A 17,730-nucleotide genomic window follows, 5' to 3' on the forward strand; every position below is an offset into this window, starting at 1 on the left:
CAGATATTGGAGTTATCTGCCATCTCGGCGAGTCATTAGGCGGTCCAGACCTCGACGTCGTCCGTTCCGCAAATGAGTCGGCGGCGGGTCGGCTCGATGACGACCCACAGGAGCTCCTGGTGCTGGGAGACATCGTCCACGCGTCCCGCGCCCGCGCCCCATCCGAGGTCGTAGACCCAGACGGGATCGCCGGGGGCCAACTCGCTCCACTCTGCCGCAGGTACGTGCCGGTAGCCGGCGGGTCGGTTCAGGACGGTGCCGGACAGGCCAGTGCCGGTCAGGTTAGTGCCGGTCAGGCCAACGCCGGTCATGCCGAACCTTCAGAGGTCCGACGACGCCAAAGGGTCGGGACGCCGTTGTAGGCCGGCAGCACGTGGCCTTCGGCGAAGAGTTGGACAGCGTCCGGGTCCGAGTCAGGGCTCCACAGGCCCGATGCGGGGCAGTGGGAGCCGGTAGGCATGACACGGGTGGCTCGTTCGCGCAGGAGGGCGATGCTCTTCATCCTTGAATCTCATCCTTGGTAGCTCGGGGCTTGCTGGTAACACTGATGTGAAGCAGATCTCTTCAACCCTATGAAAGTCCGAGAGAGTTCGTTATAGACGAATGCATAATGTTTGCTAGCAAGGCCATGCACTAGTCCAATGACCTAACGTGCAGCCCTGCCCCGCCAAGCGGACACAGCCCAGACCACGATGAAGAGCCCCACCAAAATCAGCCCCGCGTCGCCCAGGTCTATCCCGCCAAGCCAAGTGGTCACGGGGCCGCCAAGGCCGAACGCCTCGCCCACGAAGCCGGCCAGGGTGATAACCGAGATGAACAGCGCCGATACCGCCGAGATGCCAGTAATGACGGCGTTGAAACCCACCTTGCGCTGCGGGTTCTGGATGGCCGACTTGTACATCTTCATCATGGCCACCCCGTTGGCGGAATCGCACAGCGTCATGGCTGCGGTGAACGCGAGCGGTAGGGCCATCAACGCGAGCGCTGACACGCCAGCGAGGGACGCCGTCGTGGTGATGACCAGCAGCCCAATGGTTGTGGCGGTGTCGAATCCCAAACCAAAGAGGAACCCGATCACATAGATGTTCCGCGGCCGCTCAACCTTGGACAGCGGTTTGGCGAGCAACCTGGCAACCAGGCCTTTCGCTTCCAAGTCTTCTGCGCGAACTTCACCACCGGCCTGCACCCTGCGGTACACCTGCGCTGCGCGCACAAAGGCCGATCCGTTGAACAACCCCATGGTCAGCAGGAACAGCCCGGACACCCCGCTGCCGATCAAGCCAAGCACCCTGTTCCCGGTGGTTCCTGCCTCCATGAACTGGCCGATCAGCGTGGCGCCGGCCACCACAGGCACTCCGGCCAGGATGACTACCGAACTGTGTCCCAAGCTGAACGCGAAACCCACGCTCACCGGATCCTTCCGCTGCGCTACGAACTTGCGTGTCGAGTTGTCGATCGCAGCGAGATGGTCCCAGTCGTAGCTGTGCTTGATGCCCGCCAAGTAGGCGGTGATGACGAGGCCCCAAGCCAGCGGCTGGCCGCCACCGGCAAGCCCCAGCAGCAGGAGCACGGCGGCGACGACGTGCAAGGCGGCCACCGCGCCGAAGGTGAACCAGAGCCGCGTCCCCAAGGAGAGCTTCTCCCTGTTCCGGTACATGGCGGCCAGGCCATTCAGGGTAGTCATCAGTACTTCCTTAAGTTCACAGGCCCCTGGCCATGCCACCGTCCGCGCAAAAGCCCGGTACAGGCACCCAACAAATTGTTGAGCTCCTCGGTGCTGTTCGACAACGATCGCAACACCAGCCCGGCGGTGCCTGCAACGGACCGCGTCAAAGATGCTCCCGTATAGGCATCGAAATCCCGTGTCAGCTCGCGTAGCTCATCGGCAAGCCCATGGCTCACCCGTGGATCAACCACCACCAAGGAACCCAGATGGCTAAAGCCCTCCATGAACCCCATGCCCGTCACTTTGTTCAATGGCGGCCGGATCAGCAGGTTATCAAGGGCCAACAATTCGCTGCCGCGGCCGGTCTCAATTCGGATCTCGGTGCACAGGCGCACCTCTTCGTACCTGAACGACGCGCCGTCCGGCGACCAGCCCGGCGTGATGACCTCTGCCATGACAAGGCTCGACGTCGGGTCCAGGCTAAAGCGGGAACTCTGCCGATAGCTGGCCTCCCGGTACGCAATCACCTGGTCTGGAACCAACTCCAACCGGGCCCGCTCCCCCAACCGAACGCACATCCGCTGCTCGGCAAACGAGTCCGGAGTCCGATAAATCTTCGTGGCCGACTGCGTGGTCAGGAGCAGGTCCGCCCCGTCCTCCACGTCCACGTCAATCAGGAACAGATCGGCCCCCAAAAAGGCGCCACCCGGATTCACCATGACATAACAAACCTGCCCTGACTCATCCAGGTAATGCGGCCTGAGCACCCTCAGGGCCCCCTCATGGAACTGCTGCGAGGCCACGGACCGCCCGCTGCGGACGCTGATCCCGAGTTCAAGGCGACCACGCGGTGACAAGGTAGCCGGACCCGGCAAAACGGCGACGGCCTCCGTCACTGCGCCAGATCGAGCATCAGGACGTCGCGGCGGATCCAGTTAAGGACGGCGTCCAGCCCTTCGTCGGTCTTGAGGTTGGTAAAGCAGAAAGGCTTGTCGCCACGGAATTCCATGGAATCCCGTTCCATGATGGACAGGTCAGCCCCGACGTGCGGGGCGAGGTCGGTTTTGTTGATGATGAAAAGGTCGGATTTGATCATGCCTTGCCCAGCCTTGCGGGGGATCTTTTCACCTTGGGCCACGTCGATGATGTAGATGGAGAAGTCGACCAGCTCGGGGCTGAAGGTGGCGGAAAGGTTGTCGCCGCCGGATTCGACAAAGATGATCTGCAGGTCCGGGTGCCGGGCCTTGAGCTCTTCGATGGCCGCCGTGTTCATGGACGTGTCCTCACGGATGGCCGTGTGCGGGCAGCCGCCGGTTTCGACGCCGATGATCCTGTCCTCGGGAAGGATCCCGTTGGCGGCCAGGATTTTGGCGTCTTCGATGGTGTAGATGTCGTTGGTGATGGCCGCCATGGAGATCTCCCGGCTCATGTGGCGGGTAATCCGTTCAACAAGCTGGGTCTTTCCTGCGCCGACGGGGCCGCCGATGCCGATTTTGATGGGTTCTGTCATGTGTCCTCCTCGGTTAGCTCATGAACATGCGTACGCGTTGCCGCTCGTGCCGCATTTGTGAAATTTCCAGCCCGGGGCTCACAGCCCCGAAGTCGTCCCAGCACAGCTGTGCTACATCCTCGACGGCGGCAGCAACGGCGTCGTGCGCGTGGCGAAGCACCCGCTGGCCGGCATTTTGGCCCAGCGGTATGGCGCGCACCGCGTTCTGGGTCAAGGAGGTCACAGTCGCGAACAGATAGGCAGCAAGCGCTTCCTCATAGGGAACTTTCAGGGAGCAGGCAATGACCGCGAATGCCAAGGGTTGGTGCCCTGCCGCCACGCCTTGGCCAACCAGTTCCAAGTAGTGATCCAGCGCTGTGGAGGGGAAGACCTCGCCGCCGATCTCCAACAGCCGGCCTCCCATTTTCACGGAAGCCTCCCGCACCTCCCGAGCCAATAACTGCCCCGACAGCATGGAATCCAGCTCCGCCACATCCACGTCCTCATAGAGGAACCGGATTGCCAGCGCATCGGAATACAGCAACTGCTGTCCCAGGAAGGCGTACAGCCAAGCGCCGAAACTGGCTTCGTCGTGCACCATCCCGCGGTCCACGTATGTTTCAAATCCCAAGGAATGCGCGAAGGCCCCGGTGGGCAGCGCGGAATCGGTCAACTGCTGAAGAGCCAGCTGGTAGGGCACCTTAGTGCGAGTGCTCAGCATGGCGGAACGGCACCGGCATGACCCGCTCTTGCCTCTCGTAGGGAGCTCCCACGTGCTTCAAGTAGTCCTCCACAGTGTGGTCGTACTGGCACACCATGACCTCGGCCCCATACTCGGAGGCAGCGTCGAAGAACTGCGCCTGCAAATGCCGGTTGCCCAGCGAGTGCGCCACCACACCCATCTCGTGGATTGATCGCGGCGCGATGACCAGTACGTCGGTTGGCAGCACGGAGACAACGATCAGGTTCCCGTCATCAACGGCGAGAATGTCGCCGTCGCGCAGGTCCCCAGAGCCTGGGGGCAAGCGGATGCCGAGTTCCTTGCCATGGTCGGTAGTGACACGTTGGATGCGCTTGACCAGAAGGGCGCTGGGGAGCACCACCTTTTCCTTGTGGTGTCCGGCGTAGGCACCGGGCTGTTCCTGCAGGTTTCCGAGAACTTTTTCGATGATCATGTGGGTCCTAGAAAAGGAAGTAGCGCTGGGCCATGGGCAGCACGTCGGAGGGCTCGCAGGTGGCTTCGACGCCGTCGACCGTAACTTGGTACGTTTCCGGGTCGACGGCGATGTCCGGGGTTTCACCGTTGTACTTCAGGTCCGCTTTGGTCAGGTTGCGGATGCCGGAAACCGGCTTGATGACGCGCTGCAACCCAAGTTCGCCGGGAACACCGGCGTCGATCGCAGCCTTGGACAGGAAGGTGATGGACGATTTCCGGAGCGCCGCGCCGTAGGTGGCGAACATGGGCCGCATGGTGCGCGGTTGTGGAGTGGGAATGGAACCGTTGGAGTCGCCCATCAGGGCATAGGCGATCTGGCCGCCCTTGATCACCAACTCCGGTTTCACCCCAAAGAAGGCCGGATCCCACAGCACCAGGTCCGCGAATTTGCCTTCTTCCACGGAACCGATCACATCTGCCATTCCCTGCGCGATGGCGGGATTAATGGTGTATTTGGCTACGTACCTCTTGAGCCTGAAGTTGTCCGATTCTGCGCCCAAGCCGTTGGCGGCGCCGTGCGAGGCACTGGTGGGGTCGTGCAGCACGCCACGCTGACGCTTCATGGCGTCCGCCACCTGCCAGGTCCGGGTGACCACCTCCCCTACGCGCCCCATGGCCTGGGAATCGGACGACGTGATGGCGAAGACGCCGAGATCGTGGAGTACATCCTCCGCGGCAATGGTTTCAGCGCGGATGCGCGAGTCGGCGAAAGCCACGTCCTCCGGGATGTCCGGGTTGAGGTGGTGGCAGACCATGAGCATGTCCAAGTGCTCTTCGATGGTGTTTCTGGTGTACGGCAAGGTGGGGTTGGTGGACGCCGGAAGCACGTTGGGCAGCCCGGCAATTTTGATGATGTCCGGGGCGTGCCCGCCGCCCGCGCCCTCGGTGTGGAAGGTGTGGATAACCCGGCCATCGATCGCCTTGATGGTGTCCTCAACAAACCCGCACTCGTTGAGGGTGTCCGTGTGGATGGCCACCTGGATGTCGTATTCGTCCGCCACCCGGAGGGACATGTCGATCGAGGACGTCGTCGCTCCCCAGTCTTCGTGCACCTTCAGCCCCACGGCGCCGGCGCGGATCTGCTCGGCAAGAGGCTCGACGGCGGATGCGTGGCCCTTGCCGAAGACGCCGATGTTGATCGGAAGGCCCTCAGCGGCCTGGAGCATCCGGGAGATGTGCCATTTACCGGGAGTGATGGTGGTGGCTTTGGTCCCATCAGCCGGCCCGGTGCCGCCACCAACCATGGTTGTGACGCCGTTGCAGAGGGCGGTGGGCACCTGCTCAGGGGAGATGAAATGAATGTGTGTATCGATCCCGCCGGCAGTGAGGATCTTCCGTTCCCCGGCGATGATCTCCGTGCTCGCACCGATGACGATGTCCACGCCATCGGTGATCTGCGGGTTGCCGGCCTTGCCGATCTTGAAGATGTGCCCGTCCCTGAGGGCGACATCGGCTTTGTAGATGCCGGTGTAGTCCAGTACCACCACATTGGTGATGACGGTGTCCGGGATGTCCTCTTCCCGGGTCAGCTGGCCGTTCTGCCCCATGCCATCGCGGATCACCTTGCCGCCGCCGAACACCACTTCCTCGCCGTAGGCCGTGTAATCCTTCTCGATCTCCAGGAACAGCTCGGTATCGGCCAAGCGGATGGCGTCACCGGTGGTTGGTCCGTACAGTTCCGCGTATTGCCGCCGCGGGATCTCGAAGCTCACTTGGTGGTTCCTTCCGTCGCCTCGGCGGCAAGGCCGGTGCCGCCGTCGAGCCTTCCATTAACAGCGTCACTGAGACCGTACACTTCGCGCGATCCGGCGAGGTCGATGAGCTGCACGGTCTTGCGGTCGCCGGGTTCGAAGCGCGCCGCCGTACCTGCGGGAATGTCCAAGCGACGGCCAAAAGCGGCCTCCCGATCGAACTCCAAGGCGCGGTTCGCCTCAGCGAAGTGGTAATGGGAACCTACTTGGACTGGGCGGTCGCCGCGATTAACAACCTCGACGGCGATTGCCTCGCGGCCGCTGTTGCAGCGGATGGATCCTGGCTGGAGCCTGTATTCACCGGGGATCATGGCAGTCCTATCGGATGGGGTCGTGGACGGTGACGAGCTTGGTGCCGTCCGGGAAAGTGGCTTCGATCTGAACATCGTGGATCATCTCCGGCACGCCTTCCATGACATCCTCGCGGCGAAGAAGCGTGGTTCCGTAGCTCATAAGTTCTGCAACGGTCTTGCCGTCCCGGGCGCCCTCAATGAGCTCGTAACTGATGATGGCCACGGCCTCGGGATAGTTCAGCTTCAACCCCCGGGCCTGTCGCCGCCGGGCGAGATCAGCCGCGACCACGATCATGAGTTTTTCCTGCTCACGGGGCAAAAGATGCATCGATACTCCTAACGTTGGGCGGCTGCGACGGCAGACGTCAGATACTCGAGGCCTGGAACAGCCGAGGACATCGGGGCAGCTACTACTCTCTTATAGCCTCTTACGCCCGGCACTTCCAGCCGTCCTACCGCTGGCGCCTGTGAACGGATTGTGACCAGCCTAAGGTGGTGGTGTTTCAACGGCGTTTCCGCATGCGTTTCCTATTCCGCCGGTGGCCGGGCCGCAGCGCGGTGCTTCCGCACCTGCCACACCACCACAATGACCACGCCGACGGCGGCCACCACCAGCGCGGAACCGCGCCCAACAGTCCGTGCCAGTTGCTCATATGAACTGCCCGCGACGAATCCCAGTGTGACGAACATGGATCCCCAGATGATCCCACCGGTGAAGTTCCAGACGGCAAAACGCCGGTACGGCATGCGGCTGAGCCCTGCGAGCGCAGGCATCACGGCACGGAAAAATGCCGTGAAACGGCCAAGGAAAACGGCCAGGCCGCCGCGTCTGGCCAAAAAGTCCTCGGCCCTCTTCAACCCGTCCCGTCGCTTGTCCAGGATCTTCATCGCCATGACCCGTGGGCCCACATGCTTGCCGATCTCATACCCTACGGTGTCGCCAAGGACGGCGGCAGCGATCACCACCACGATCATGATCCACAGCGGCATGCCAGTACTGTCCGCATAAACACCGGACACCACGGCCGCCGTCTCGCCGGGGATGACGAAGCCGACGAACAACGCGTCCTCGGCGAAGACGAGCGCGAACACGATGGAAACCACCACCACCGGGCTGGCGTGGAGGAGCCCGTCGAACAACCACTGCATAGGGATGAGTCTGGCAGATACACCTGAGGCTGGGCAGGGGTTTCCGTGAAACTGCCCTGTTAGCTGTTGCGCCCCCGGGCAGCTACTTTCCACCTGTCCACCACTGCGCCGTCCTGCACCGCGTGGACTTCATCCACCAGGTTCATCGCCAGGCATACGTGGTTGGGGATCACCCTGACGCGTGCGCCCAGGGCGGGGAGTTCCTCCGAGTCTGGCCAGACCACGGTGGCGTGGTGCTCGGAGAGTGCAGTGATCCGGGCGTCCGGATACTCGGGAAGGCGGCCATATCCCGTAGCCCAGTCCGGACGATCGCTGCCCAAGATCTTGCTCCCGGCGTCCACCACCACCCTCCGGACATTGCCCCCTCTTGCCTCATGGCGGCTGACCACGGTCGCGGCAACGCTCAGGGCAATGTCTTCCCAAGCGCAGCGCTCCAGTTCCAATTGCTGGGCGTCACCGAAAACGTAGACCCCCGGGCGCAACTCGGTGGCGGCTGTTTCACCGCCGATCAAGACCGTGGGAGTGGAACCTCCACTAATGGTCCGGATGGCGAATCCGGCGGCGGTCAGTTCCCTCGCAGCTTGGGCGAGTGCCTCGTTTTCGTTGCCTGCCGCGCCGCTCGGCATTCCGGGCTTGTAGCTGTGGCCAGGAAACGTGAAGATCCCGGCCACGTTCAACCCCGAGTCCGCAGCGGCTTTGGCTACGTCAACCACTTCATCGGGCAGCACGCCGCTGCGGTGATGTCCGCTGTCCACCTCAACCAGCACCTCGATACGGCTTCCTGCCGAACCTAGTTGGCGACCCATCGCCGTCGCGCCTTCCACGGAATCGACTCCAACCGCGATGCGGCACTCGTCCGCCAACGCGCGCAGCCTTTCCGCTTGGCGGGCATCCACCCACAGGGGGTAGGCGATGAAGATATCCGAGGCACCGCCGTCGGCGAATACCTCGGCCTCACCAATGGTGGCCACCGTGAGGCCGGTAGCCCCGGCAGCGAGCTGTTTGGCCGCGATTTCCAAGGTTTTATGGGTTTTCACATGCGGCCTGAGCGAAATGCCCCTGCTGCGCATGCTCTCAGCCATCCGCTCGATGTTGCGGTCCAGGATGCCGACGTCGATCAGGATGGCAGGGGTTGGAATGTCAGCCCGGATCAGGTGGTTCATCCTTCGACAGTAACGCGCGCACCGTCGTCGAATAAATCACTGCGAGAGCAGCCCTGGGAACCACTAAACGTATAGAATGGCTACTACAAGAAAGCCTAGCTTCTGACGCACATCTCGGTCGGCCTCCGGCGGAGCGCAGCGAAAGACACCACGATGAAGGTACAACTTCCTCTGGACGACCTCCTTGCCGGCGTATGGGTTGACCGTCATTGTCCCCGCACCGGCCCCATGATCGCGGCCCAGGCAGCGCGAGCGTAAGCAGCATGGCATGGGTTTCGACCACCACGAACCGGAACAACGCCAACGGCTCGTGACCGCCATGGAAAGGGCGTCCCTGAGCCCCGGGGCCCTGTGGCCGTATTACTTGGGCATCGGCGGGTCCGTGGGCGAACTCGAAGCTGAGGCGTACCTCCAGGGAATGCTGTCCATCCCCACCCTTGAACGGGACCTTCTGGCGATGGCGGCGAATGAGTTGATAAACGACCTCGCGGGTCCCCACGCACCCTACTCCGAGGAAGTGCTGGGCGATTCGCCTGCGGAGTGACTCCACGCTGGCCCCACTTGGACAAAGCGTGAAGGTGCGCAACTCTGAAGCGCGTCTTGGTCCCAGTCCGTCGGAACCGCTGACTGCATAACGGATCCGATAGGGAACTGTGAACTAGTCGTAGATCAGCGCCTGAGGTTCACGAATCCAAGGCCGTTGACTGGACCAATTCCGCGCTCTGCTCTGGACCAGCATGCGCCTACTACCGCTTAATAGCGAACTGGATTTCCTCCACGGCTGCTGGCTGGAGTTAATTACGCTGGCCAACGGTCGGGAAATAGATAACACCGCTTCGCACTGAAGCAGCCAAAGGGCACCAATGGGGCGCATAGTTGGATGATGGCAACTTTTGATACCCGGAGTTTTTACACGCGCGGTGACTCCTTCAGTGTTGGCGATTCAAGGGAACATGTCGAGCGGGCGCTCATGAACTCCGGGGCGACCGATGTTCGTTTCAGTCAACGCGGGTGCCTTAGCGCCATCGCGTTCAGGGCCTGCGGCAGGCAGTTCCGCATCGTCATCTCTTTACCGCAGCCCAATGGAACTGCCGGTGTCCCGAGTGACGTCGCCGAGGCCCATGGCCAGGCAGTGACAACAAAAGCCCAAGAGCTCAGTGCCCGCAGGTTTTGGCAGGCTTTCGCCTTTTCGACAGACGCCAAACTCGCAGCTGTGGCAGCAGGCGTCGCTACGCTCGAATCGGAATTTCTCGCCCATGTGGTACTCCCCGGGAACCGTACCGTGATCGACGAACTCGAACCGGTCATCGCCTCTGCCTACCGGTCCGGACAGCGTCCCTCAATCGGCAATGCCGCCTCCCGGGGTACCGATTAGAGGCCTTGGTCAGGCAAGTGCGGGTAGTCCGGCTTTCGTTGCTGGAACCGCAGCACGTCCGGGTTCAGGATCACGCCGTCGCGGATTTCGATCGCGCGGCGGATCGTTTCGTTTCCTGTCCAGGCTGCGGGACCGGTGATCACGGTTTCCAGGAAGGGCAGCAGGGCTTCGCTGATCTCCCAACTGGAGGACTTCCAGAGGTAGGAGGGGCTGTGGTCCACCGCGTAGTAATCGATGTGGTCCCCCACCGTGAATATCGGCTCGGTGAACGTGGTGGTTTTCGCCCAACTGAAGCCCATCCCCTCATCGCAGGAAACGTCCACGATCAGGCTGCCGGGCCGGAAAGCGTCAAGGTCCTCGGTTCGCAGGTAGGTCAAAGGTGCATTGGGGTTTTGTAGGGTGCAGTTGACCACGATGTCGCGTTCGGCAAGGAACGGCGCCAGCGGAACCCGTCCGCGTTCGGTGATGACCTCGCTGAGGAACGGCGCTTTGGGGTCGTGATCGAACTGGACAATCCGCACCGAATGGATGGGCGAACCCACGGCGGCCACCCCGCGGTTGGTCAGCACCTGGACGTCATGGATGCCGTGGGCATTGAGGGCCGTGACGGCTCCGCGGGCGGTCGCGCCGAACCCGATGACGACGGCGCTGAGTCTCGGGCCGTAGTCCCCGGTGGAGCCGGTCAGGGCCAGGGAGTGCAGCACGGAGCAGTAGCCGGCCAGTTCGTTGTTCTTGTGGAATACGTGCAGCCCGAATCCGCCGTCGCTGGCCCAGTGGTTCATCGCCTCGAAGGCGATCAGCGTGAGTTTCTTATCGATTGCTATCTGGGTGATGGCGCGGTCCTGGACGCAGTGCGGCCAGCCCCAAAGGGTCTGCCCGTCACGTAGTTCCGAAAGGTCGTCGGGTTGCGGTTTGGGAAGGAGGACGACGTCGGCCTCCGCCAGCAATTGCGCGCGCGGGACGACGCGCCCCACAAGTGGGGCCAGATGGGAGTCCGACATGCCGAAACGGTCGCCGTAGCCTTCCTCAAAAATGAGGTGCTGCCGGATTTCGGGGGCGATGCGCTTGAGGTGCAGCGGGTGAATGGGCAGGCGCCGCTCGTCAGGTTTTCGCGTGCTGGAGAGGACGCCGAGGGTGAGGTGACCGGTCATACCGGTCACTTCTTTTTCGGGCTTGTGGACTTGGCGGCAGTGGCCTTATCAAGTGAGCTGGCGGGTGCCTCGGCGGCCTTCTTATCGGCGCGCTTTTCCTTGATGCTCTTGGCGGATTTCTTGGATGCTGTTTGGCGGGGGGATTTGTCAGCCATGATTGCTCCTGTAGCGGAACCGAAAGGTTCCTGACTTCGAACGATACAGCTATCCACCGAATCCAGGGCCCCAGAGCCGTCCAGCGGATGCTGTCCGTACCGTTTAATCAGTGGCAAGGGCCGTCATCGGCGTTTCAGCCCTGTCATTCCCCCAGGTCGTCCGCTATCCGGCGAAGGTCCTGAACCCAACCGGTCGAACGGCTGGGCACTCCTGAACTTGCTTCAAAGTTGCCAAGAGCTTCCGCTATGCGCTCGAGTGCTTCGGAGATATTGGCCTTGACCGCCGCATATCCTTCCTCCGAACGGGGATCGGAGGAAGCCGTAGACAGCAGTTCCGTTCCCGACTTGATAACCAGCGAAGCCTCGTATTCGTTCATACATGCACCCTCGTGGCTTCCTCGCCTTGGGTCCTGCGGTATTCCCCGTCAACACAACCATACATCTGTGATACCTGCCCGAGACTGATCCCCCGTATGGCCACGAAATGCCGTCTTCCAGGGCACTGGTGATACAAAAATCCCCCGGAACCGTGTGGTTCCGGGGGACTTGGAGGGTGGGCCCTGTGGGGATCGAACCCACGACCCACGGATTAAAAGTCCGATGCTCTACCAACTGAGCTAAAGGCCCTCCAGCTGTTGAAACAGCCATGAATACTGTACCCCAAGGTCAAGCCCACCATGGAACCGGGCGCCGCGACTGGTTACCGGGCTCCCGGATAACCGTTACTCGACCCCGTCAGGGCACAGGAGTACGGTGAACTCATGAGCGAACAGCCAGGATCACCTACGTACGGCGGCGCAAACAGGCACCACAAGCCCAAGCCCTTCGCACCCATTGACTTCGAACCGTTCGCCGGTGGCGCCGACCCCGCACGCGTCTCCGAAGCCGCCCACCTTGCGGCCCAGGCCTTGGTCCGCCGCGGCCGCGACAGCGATGATCCCAAAGTCACCCATCGCTTGGTGAAGTTGGCTGACGAGCAGGGCCTGGATGCCATCGCCGAGATGTGGGCCGAAAGCCCCGCACGCTCTCTCCCCGGCGCACTGTGGCGGCTCTACGCCCTGCGTGCGGCCACCGTCCAGAACCCTGAACGGATCTCTGTCTACTTCAAGGCCGGGCGGGACACTGCCCAGGTTGCCAACGTTGTAGCAGGCGCGGCCGAACCGCCGGGCGCGGACGAAATGAAAACGATGGCTGATGCCATCTTGTCTGGAGCGTTCGACGGCGATTTCGACGTCGCGCTGGAACGATCCGCCGCGTTCTGCCGCGTGGTTGCGCTGGGGCAGGCCACCTTGGCCGATGGGGCGGAGCACAGCAATGAGGGCCACGCCAGCAAGCTGACCCGCAACTCCCATCAATTGGTCAAGACCGCTGAAGACCTTGAACATGCAGCGAACGCTTGGCGCTTGGGTGAGCTCGACTGAAGTAAGGGCGCTGAACCTACCCACGTGCAGCGCCACGTGTCAATGTTGACTTAGCTGGGCCGACGTAGAAAACTAAAACTGGTGTCGAACCGCGAAACCCCCGGGCTTCAACTTACAGCCGCTTCGAGCGGCCTACCGCCGAGAGGCGTATCCGGTTCGGCACCATTTTTATGCCCCAGCGCACTGCAAACGGCTTCTTCGCACCAGTCGCCACGGGACCGGTAAAGTTGACACTTAAATGGCCGCCGGCACGTCGGTGCGGCCATTGCCAACCCGTCCCCGGACCGGAAGTGACATGAAGCTGCGCCTTTTTCCCCAGGAACCTGCCGGGCTGGCATTGCTCGCGCAGATGGCTGGCGTCATCGTAGCCGCCACCGGCACCCTTTCGGAGATTCTGGGCACACCCTCCAACGAGCTCGATCGCCTGGCCGAACAGCTTCACGAGCACGAGTCCCAATCCCTGGACCTGCACTTTGCGCTCATGACGCATATGCGCACCAGCTTTGTGAACCCGCTTCCGCGTGAAGACATGTACACCCTTTCACGGCACCTCAACGAAGCGATGGAAAAGCTCGATGCAGCTGGCGAGCTGGTGGCTCTTTACAAGCTGGACAGGCTGCCCAAGCGGGCCGCGGACCAACTGGAGATCATCAGCCGCCAAGCGGAACTGACAGTCGACGCCATGCGGAAACTTGAGGACCTTGATGAGCTGGAGGACTACTGGATAGAGATCCTCAGGCTTGCCAAGCGCGCGGAACGGACTCACCGCATCTGGGTTGCGGAGATGCTCAAGGATATGAAATCAGCGCAGTACGCACGCCATCGGGACATCGCCAACCAGTTGGTGGAAGTCACCAAGGATATGCGAAAGGTTGCCACCCAAGTAGGCAGCATTATCGTCAAGGAATCGTAGGGTGACCGTCGTATTCCTTGTCCTCGTGGTGGGTCTCGCCTCCGGCTTCGCGTTCCTTAACGGTTTCCGCGATGTCTCCAACGCCGTCGCGCTGTCTACCAGGACCCGGGCCCTCACGCCGTCTGTTGCCGTGCTGTTGGCCGGAGTTTTCAGTTTCCTGGGAGTCATGCTCAGCGGCAGCTTCATCCTGGCCTTCACCCAGTCCTGGGTGACCTTGCCCAGTGGGGCCGGGGGCTTGAGCATGCTGGCCTCCGCCCTGGTGGCCAGCATCCTCTGGGGTATCTACGGGTGGTGGCGCGGGATCCCCCTATCCTCCACCAACGCACTGGTGGGTGGACTGATCGGCGCAGGAACTGCGAGCGTGCTAGTGGGCGGTGACTCCATCCGGGGATTCGACGGCGTCATCCTCGCCCAAGTGGTGCTGCCGCTGCTGCTCTCCCCCGTCATTGCCTTTGTTGGGGCCTACTTATTGGTGTGGCCGGTAACGTGGGCAGCCCGCTACAGCCAACCCAATGTGGTGAACAGCCGCTTCCGCCGAGCCCAAGCTGTTTCGGCCGCCGCAGTTGCATTCGGACACGGGCTCCAGGACGGGCAGCGTACGGCCGCCGTCATAGTCCTGGCGGTCGTGGCGGCCGGTCTCACGGGCGGGGACGCGGTTCCCCTCTGGGTCCTGCTCCTGACAGCCGTCATGCTCACGGCAGGAACGTTGTTCGGCGGCTGGCGGATATCGCACACCCTCGGCTACAAGCTCCTCCGGGTGGACCCGCTGAGGGGCTTCGTGGCACAAACCCTCACGTCCGTGATGCTCTTCATCGGCGCTATCGGCTTGCACCTCCCGCTCTCCACGACCCATACGTTGACCTCGGCCGTGCTGGGAGCGGGAACCAACCAACGCTTTGCCGGAACCAACAGGCGCCTGGTCCGTAGGATCCTGTTTTTCTGGGTAGCGACGCCAGTGGTCGCGGCAGCCGCGGCATTCGTTCTGGAACTGGCGTTCTCGCCGCTGGTCCGGCGCTAACCGGTCAATACGACGACGGCGGGTCCCTATCCGAAGCGGCCGGAGACGTAGTCCTCGGTAGCTTTCTGGCTGGGGTTGTTGAAGATGCTGGTGGTGTCCGCGAACTCGATCAACTTGCCGGGCTTTCCCGTTCCGGCGATGTTGAAGAAGGCGGTCTTGTCAGAAACGCGGGCAGCCTGCTGCATGTTGTGCGTCACGATCACCACGGTGTACTGGTCCTTGAGCTCGTTGATGAGGTCCTCAACGGCCAGGGTGGAAATCGGGTCGAGGGCGGAGCAGGGCTCATCCATGAGGATCACCTGGGGTTCGACCGCGATGGCACGGGCAATGCAGAGACGCTGCTGCTGCCCACCGGAGAGGCCCGAACCGGGTTTATCCAGGCGGTCCTTCACCTCGTTCCACAAGTTGGCTCCAACCAAGGACTTCTCCACCAAAGCGTCAGCGGCACCCTTGGAGATCTTCTTGTTGTTCAGCTTCACGCCGGCCAGCACGTTATCCCGGATGGACATGGTGGGGAACGGGTTGGGCCGCTGGAAAACCATGCCCACTTGGGTGCGTACCGTGACGGGGTCCACGCCGGGACCGTAAAGGTTGTCCCCGTCCAAGAGGACCTCACCCTCCACCCGCGCGCCCGGGAGGACCTCGTGCATGCGGTTCAAGGTGCGGAGGAAGGTGGACTTGCCACAACCGGAGGGTCCGATGAAGGCCGTTACTGACTTGGCCTCAATGTGGATGTTGACGTCCTCTACGGCCAAGAAGTTGCCGTAGTAGGCATTCAAGTCTTTGACGTCGATGCGCTTGGACATGGTGTTCCTTTGTTCCTCAGGGTTGGAAGTTTATCGGAGGGCCGGCAATCAGGCGATAGCCCGCTACCTACCGGCCCGTCTTCGGTGCAAACAGACGGGCTATGAGGCGCGCTCCGAGATTCAGGAGCATCACCAGGATGATCAGCACCAGCGCGGCACCCCAAGCCCTTTGGTCCGAGGGCTCCGGGTTGGAGGGCGACGTCGGGTTCAGGATCTGCGTGTAGATGAACGTTGGCAATGATGCCATCCATCCGCCAAACACGTTGTTATTGATGGTTGTGGCGAACCCCGCGGTCACCAGGATGGGTGCGGTCTCGCCGATGACCCTGGCGATTGCCAAGGTGACGCCGGACGCGATGCCGGAGATCGCCGTCGGAATAACCACCTTGGTGATGGTGCGCCATTTGCGCACGCCTAATGCGTAGGAGGCCTCGCGGAGCTCGTTAGGGACGATCTTGAGCATTTCCTCGCTGGACCGAACCACTACAGGGATCATCAGCACGGAAAGCGCGACGGCGGCGACGGCGCCGGTCTTGGTGCCGGGGCCAACAACGGCGAAGAAGAACGCTGCGGCGAAGAGGCCAGCAACGATGGACGGGATGCCGGTCATGACGTCCACGAAGAAGGTGATGGCGCGTGCCAACCGACGGTCGTTGCCGTATTCCACAAGGTAGATAGAGGTGAGCAGGCCTACGGGAACGGAGATGACAGTTGCCAGGAGGGTGATCTCAAGGGTGCCGAGCAGGGCGTGGTAGACGCCGCCGATGACTTTGCCCCCACCGTCCATTGCTTTGTTGTCGAACGCGCCGGTAACGCCATTCATCGACGTCGTGAGAAAACCGGGCGCGGTGAGCCCGGGAATGCCGTTGACCAGCACCGTCCAGATCACCGAGATCAGGGGTAGGAGCGCAATCAGGAAAGCCCCAACAACGAGGCAGGTGGCGAGCTTGTCCTTGGCTTTGCGGGCACCTTCAACGGCGCCGCTCCAGGAAACGAGGCCAACGGTGAACAAGATGGCGGACACAAGGCCCCAACCGAAAGCGTTGAACCCGATGAGCGCCAGGATCGCGGCGCCAACCACCAAAGCGATGACCAGGACAACATATGGCGCGAACTTGGGCAGTTGGCCTTTGGTGAGCGCAGAGCGCTTGCGGACTACTGTGGCGGTCATTTAGTTGGCTCCCGAGAATTCTTTGTGCCTGGTGATAATCCACCGGGCAATCATGTTCACGCCCAGTGTGATGACGAACAGCACCAAACCTGCGGCGATCAAGGTGTTGACCTTCAGGCCGCTGGCTTCGGGGAAGTTGAGGGCGATTTCCGCGGCAATCGTCTGGTTTCCGGACTGGATGAGGCTGGCAGTCAACACCCCGGAGGAAAGGACCAATGCAACCGCCATGGTCTCTCCCAACGCCCGGCCGAGGCCCAGCATGACGGCGCTGACAATGCCTGCGCGGCCAAACGGCAACACGGCCATGCGGATCATTTCCCAGCGGGTGGCACCAAGTGCGAGCGCCGCTTCCTCGTGCAGTTTTGGCGTCTGCAGGAAGATTTCGCGGGTGAGGGACGTGATGATGGGAAGGACCATGACGGACAGGACAATGCCCGCGGTGAGGATGGTCTTTCCGGTGGCCGATGCGGGGCCTTGGAAGAGCGGGATCCAGCCCAGGTTCTTCGCCAGCCAGTCATAGGCGGGTGAAATTTCCTTGGCCAGGAATGCGGCTCCCCATGCGCCGTAAACCACGGAGGGAATCGCGGCCAGCAGGTCCACCACGTAGCCCAGCCCGGAGGCGAGCCGACGCGGAGCGTAGTGCGAGATGAAGAGGGCCACTCCGATGGCAACGGGGGTGGCGATGACGAGGGCGATCACCGCGGCGATGAGTGTTCCCACCACGATGGGGCCGATGTAGGCGAAGAAGCCCTGGCCGCCTTGGATGCTCTCGGGGGGTGCCACGAGTGCCGGAATCGCCTGCACTACCAGGAATAACGCCACTCCGAAGAGAACCGCCAGAATCAGGCAACCTGCCGCCATGGCGGCCGTGGAGAAGACCTTGTCCCCAGTGCGTCCGGCACTTCGGGAGGTTGTCAGGGAGTTGGTGGTCACTTCGGAATCCTTCAGTCTCAGTGAACTGGTTTTTCATGGCTGAATCCCTGCCCCGCCCTG

Annotated in this window: 23 protein-coding genes and 1 tRNA gene; 5 read left to right on the forward strand and 19 right to left on the reverse strand. The window is 62.2% G+C overall.

Features of this window, described 5'->3' with window-relative positions; all coding sequences use genetic code 11:
- Positions 1–35 precede the first annotated feature (35 nt).
- The 12 genes from QRN04_RS16240 to QRN04_RS16295 form a co-directional block, all read right to left on the reverse strand.
- A complete protein-coding gene (locus QRN04_RS16240; RefSeq protein WP_284977061.1) occupies positions 36–311 on the reverse strand; it encodes a hypothetical protein in 276 nt (91 codons plus the stop codon).
- Positions 308–502 carry a hypothetical protein gene (locus QRN04_RS16245; RefSeq protein ID WP_284977062.1) on the reverse strand — a complete coding sequence of 65 codons (195 nt, stop codon included), beginning with the start codon at positions 500–502 and terminating at the stop codon, positions 308–310. Before QRN04_RS16245 ends, QRN04_RS16240 begins: the two co-directional genes overlap by 4 nt.
- Before the next feature lie 144 nt (positions 503–646).
- Positions 647–1,684, reverse strand: a complete 1,038-nt coding sequence (locus QRN04_RS16250) for a HoxN/HupN/NixA family nickel/cobalt transporter (protein WP_284977063.1) — start codon at positions 1,682–1,684, stop codon at positions 647–649.
- Positions 1,684–2,562 carry an urease accessory protein UreD gene (locus QRN04_RS16255; RefSeq protein ID WP_284977064.1) on the reverse strand — a complete coding sequence of 293 codons (879 nt, stop codon included), beginning with the start codon at positions 2,560–2,562 and terminating at the stop codon, positions 1,684–1,686. Before QRN04_RS16255 ends, QRN04_RS16250 begins: the two co-directional genes overlap by 1 nt.
- A complete protein-coding gene (gene ureG / locus QRN04_RS16260) occupies positions 2,559–3,176 on the reverse strand; it encodes an urease accessory protein UreG (protein WP_284977065.1) in 618 nt (205 codons plus the stop codon). The genes QRN04_RS16255 and ureG overlap by 4 nt, the downstream gene beginning before the upstream one ends.
- A gap of 13 nt (positions 3,177–3,189) precedes the next feature.
- Positions 3,190–3,876 carry an urease accessory protein UreF gene (locus QRN04_RS16265; RefSeq protein ID WP_284977066.1) on the reverse strand — a complete coding sequence of 229 codons (687 nt, stop codon included), beginning with the start codon at positions 3,874–3,876 and terminating at the stop codon, positions 3,190–3,192.
- Entirely contained in the window at positions 3,857–4,330 is a 474-nt protein-coding gene (gene ureE, locus QRN04_RS16270; RefSeq protein WP_284977067.1) for an urease accessory protein UreE, read from the reverse strand. Before ureE ends, QRN04_RS16265 begins: the two co-directional genes overlap by 20 nt.
- A gap of 7 nt (positions 4,331–4,337) precedes the next feature.
- The gene (gene ureC, locus QRN04_RS16275) at positions 4,338–6,083 is read right to left on the reverse strand and encodes an urease subunit alpha (RefSeq protein ID WP_284977068.1); all 1,746 of its coding nucleotides are present in this window, start codon (positions 6,081–6,083) and stop codon (positions 4,338–4,340) included.
- Positions 6,080–6,433: an urease subunit beta gene (locus tag QRN04_RS16280; protein WP_284977069.1), complete on the reverse strand. Its 354-nt coding sequence runs from the start codon at positions 6,431–6,433 to the stop codon at positions 6,080–6,082. The genes ureC and QRN04_RS16280 overlap by 4 nt, the downstream gene beginning before the upstream one ends.
- Before the next feature lie 7 nt (positions 6,434–6,440).
- On the reverse strand, positions 6,441–6,743 hold the full coding sequence (locus QRN04_RS16285) for an urease subunit gamma (RefSeq protein WP_284977070.1): 303 nt from the start codon (positions 6,741–6,743) through the stop codon (positions 6,441–6,443).
- Between the two features lie 200 nt (positions 6,744–6,943).
- Positions 6,944–7,564: a DedA family protein gene (locus QRN04_RS16290; protein ID WP_284977071.1), complete on the reverse strand. Its 621-nt coding sequence runs from the start codon at positions 7,562–7,564 to the stop codon at positions 6,944–6,946.
- Positions 7,565–7,623: 59 nt separating this feature from the next.
- Positions 7,624–8,727, reverse strand: coding sequence for a D-TA family PLP-dependent enzyme (locus QRN04_RS16295; RefSeq protein ID WP_284977072.1), 1,104 nt, complete (start codon positions 8,725–8,727; stop codon positions 7,624–7,626).
- Positions 8,728–8,995: 268 nt separating this feature from the next.
- Here QRN04_RS16295 and QRN04_RS16300 point away from each other — a divergent pair, with 268 nt between their 5' ends.
- Both QRN04_RS16300 and QRN04_RS16305 read left to right on the forward strand, forming a co-directional pair.
- On the forward strand, positions 8,996–9,271 hold the full coding sequence (locus tag QRN04_RS16300; RefSeq protein ID WP_284977073.1) for a hypothetical protein: 276 nt from the start codon (positions 8,996–8,998) through the stop codon (positions 9,269–9,271).
- Between the two features lie 336 nt (positions 9,272–9,607).
- On the forward strand, positions 9,608–10,102 hold the full coding sequence (locus QRN04_RS16305; protein WP_284977074.1) for a hypothetical protein: 495 nt from the start codon (positions 9,608–9,610) through the stop codon (positions 10,100–10,102).
- On the opposite strand, the gene QRN04_RS16310 is transcribed toward QRN04_RS16305, so the two are convergent.
- The 4 genes from QRN04_RS16310 to QRN04_RS16325 all read right to left on the reverse strand — a co-directional run bounded on the left by QRN04_RS16310 (position 10,099) and on the right by QRN04_RS16325 (position 12,035).
- Positions 10,099–11,253 carry a N(5)-(carboxyethyl)ornithine synthase gene (locus QRN04_RS16310; RefSeq protein ID WP_502868814.1) on the reverse strand — a complete coding sequence of 385 codons (1,155 nt, stop codon included), beginning with the start codon at positions 11,251–11,253 and terminating at the stop codon, positions 10,099–10,101. The two genes, QRN04_RS16305 and QRN04_RS16310, sit on opposite strands and share 4 nt — an antisense overlap.
- Before the next feature lie 5 nt (positions 11,254–11,258).
- Positions 11,259–11,408, reverse strand: a complete 150-nt coding sequence (locus tag QRN04_RS16315) for a hypothetical protein (protein WP_284977076.1) — start codon at positions 11,406–11,408, stop codon at positions 11,259–11,261.
- Between the two features lie 143 nt (positions 11,409–11,551).
- Positions 11,552–11,785 carry a hypothetical protein gene (locus tag QRN04_RS16320; RefSeq protein WP_284977077.1) on the reverse strand — a complete coding sequence of 78 codons (234 nt, stop codon included), beginning with the start codon at positions 11,783–11,785 and terminating at the stop codon, positions 11,552–11,554.
- Positions 11,786–11,962: 177 nt separating this feature from the next.
- A tRNA-Lys gene (locus QRN04_RS16325) sits at positions 11,963–12,035 on the reverse strand.
- A gap of 134 nt (positions 12,036–12,169) precedes the next feature.
- Here QRN04_RS16325 and QRN04_RS16330 point away from each other — a divergent pair.
- From QRN04_RS16330 to QRN04_RS16340, 3 genes are all read left to right on the forward strand, one after another.
- Positions 12,170–12,829, forward strand: a complete 660-nt coding sequence (locus QRN04_RS16330) for a hypothetical protein (RefSeq protein WP_284977078.1) — start codon at positions 12,170–12,172, stop codon at positions 12,827–12,829.
- A 295-nt stretch (positions 12,830–13,124) separates the two neighbouring features.
- Complete coding sequence (locus QRN04_RS16335; RefSeq protein WP_284977079.1) at positions 13,125–13,742, forward strand: DUF47 domain-containing protein; 618 nt, start codon at positions 13,125–13,127, stop codon at positions 13,740–13,742.
- 1 nt (position 13,743) lies between these two features.
- Positions 13,744–14,760, forward strand: coding sequence for an inorganic phosphate transporter (locus QRN04_RS16340; RefSeq protein WP_284977080.1), 1,017 nt, complete (start codon positions 13,744–13,746; stop codon positions 14,758–14,760).
- 26 nt (positions 14,761–14,786) lie between these two features.
- Here QRN04_RS16340 and pstB read toward each other — a convergent pair whose 3' ends face one another.
- The 3 genes from pstB to pstC form a co-directional block, all read right to left on the reverse strand.
- Positions 14,787–15,566 carry a phosphate ABC transporter ATP-binding protein PstB gene (gene pstB, locus QRN04_RS16345; RefSeq protein WP_284977081.1) on the reverse strand — a complete coding sequence of 260 codons (780 nt, stop codon included), beginning with the start codon at positions 15,564–15,566 and terminating at the stop codon, positions 14,787–14,789.
- A gap of 67 nt (positions 15,567–15,633) precedes the next feature.
- Positions 15,634–16,737: a phosphate ABC transporter permease PstA gene (pstA, locus tag QRN04_RS16350; protein ID WP_284977082.1), complete on the reverse strand. Its 1,104-nt coding sequence runs from the start codon at positions 16,735–16,737 to the stop codon at positions 15,634–15,636.
- Positions 16,738–17,670, reverse strand: a complete 933-nt coding sequence (gene pstC / locus QRN04_RS16355; protein WP_284977083.1) for a phosphate ABC transporter permease subunit PstC — start codon at positions 17,668–17,670, stop codon at positions 16,738–16,740.
- Positions 17,671–17,730 lie beyond the last annotated feature (60 nt).

This window comes from Arthrobacter sp. efr-133-TYG-104 (assembly GCF_030208915.1).
Classification (GTDB): domain Bacteria; phylum Actinomycetota; class Actinomycetes; order Actinomycetales; family Micrococcaceae; genus Arthrobacter.

What these genes read in the sequence shown, in the direction of transcription:
- QRN04_RS16240 (WP_284977061.1), bottom strand. Translation starts at nt 311, where the DNA reads ATGACCGGCGTTGGCCTGACCGGCACTAACCTGACCGGCACTGGCCTG.
- ureG (WP_284977065.1), bottom strand. Translation starts at nt 3,176, where the DNA reads ATGACAGAACCCATCAAAATCGGCATCGGCGGCCCCGTCGGCGCAGGA.
- QRN04_RS16245 (WP_284977062.1), bottom strand. Translation starts at nt 502, where the DNA reads ATGAAGAGCATCGCCCTCCTGCGCGAACGAGCCACCCGTGTCATGCCT.
- QRN04_RS16295 (WP_284977072.1), bottom strand. Translation starts at nt 8,727, where the DNA reads ATGAACCACCTGATCCGGGCTGACATTCCAACCCCTGCCATCCTGATC.
- QRN04_RS16280 (WP_284977069.1), bottom strand. Translation starts at nt 6,433, where the DNA reads ATGATCCCCGGTGAATACAGGCTCCAGCCAGGATCCATCCGCTGCAAC.
- QRN04_RS16315 (WP_284977076.1), bottom strand. Translation starts at nt 11,408, where the DNA reads ATGGCTGACAAATCCCCCCGCCAAACAGCATCCAAGAAATCCGCCAAG.
- QRN04_RS16335 (WP_284977079.1), top strand. Translation starts at nt 13,125, where the DNA reads ATGAAGCTGCGCCTTTTTCCCCAGGAACCTGCCGGGCTGGCATTGCTC.
- ureE (WP_284977067.1), bottom strand. Translation starts at nt 4,330, where the DNA reads ATGATCATCGAAAAAGTTCTCGGAAACCTGCAGGAACAGCCCGGTGCC.
- pstA (WP_284977082.1), bottom strand. Translation starts at nt 16,737, where the DNA reads ATGACCGCCACAGTAGTCCGCAAGCGCTCTGCGCTCACCAAAGGCCAA.
- QRN04_RS16330 (WP_284977078.1), top strand. Translation starts at nt 12,170, where the DNA reads ATGAGCGAACAGCCAGGATCACCTACGTACGGCGGCGCAAACAGGCAC.
- QRN04_RS16310 (WP_502868814.1), bottom strand. Translation starts at nt 11,253, where the DNA reads ATGACCGGTCACCTCACCCTCGGCGTCCTCTCCAGCACGCGAAAACCT.
- QRN04_RS16250 (WP_284977063.1), bottom strand. Translation starts at nt 1,684, where the DNA reads ATGACTACCCTGAATGGCCTGGCCGCCATGTACCGGAACAGGGAGAAG.
- QRN04_RS16305 (WP_284977074.1), top strand. Translation starts at nt 9,608, where the DNA reads ATGATGGCAACTTTTGATACCCGGAGTTTTTACACGCGCGGTGACTCC.
- QRN04_RS16290 (WP_284977071.1), bottom strand. Translation starts at nt 7,564, where the DNA reads ATGCAGTGGTTGTTCGACGGGCTCCTCCACGCCAGCCCGGTGGTGGTG.
- pstB (WP_284977081.1), bottom strand. Translation starts at nt 15,566, where the DNA reads ATGTCCAAGCGCATCGACGTCAAAGACTTGAATGCCTACTACGGCAAC.
- QRN04_RS16300 (WP_284977073.1), top strand. Translation starts at nt 8,996, where the DNA reads ATGGGTTTCGACCACCACGAACCGGAACAACGCCAACGGCTCGTGACC.
- QRN04_RS16265 (WP_284977066.1), bottom strand. Translation starts at nt 3,876, where the DNA reads ATGCTGAGCACTCGCACTAAGGTGCCCTACCAGCTGGCTCTTCAGCAG.
- QRN04_RS16285 (WP_284977070.1), bottom strand. Translation starts at nt 6,743, where the DNA reads ATGCATCTTTTGCCCCGTGAGCAGGAAAAACTCATGATCGTGGTCGCG.
- QRN04_RS16320 (WP_284977077.1), bottom strand. Translation starts at nt 11,785, where the DNA reads ATGAACGAATACGAGGCTTCGCTGGTTATCAAGTCGGGAACGGAACTG.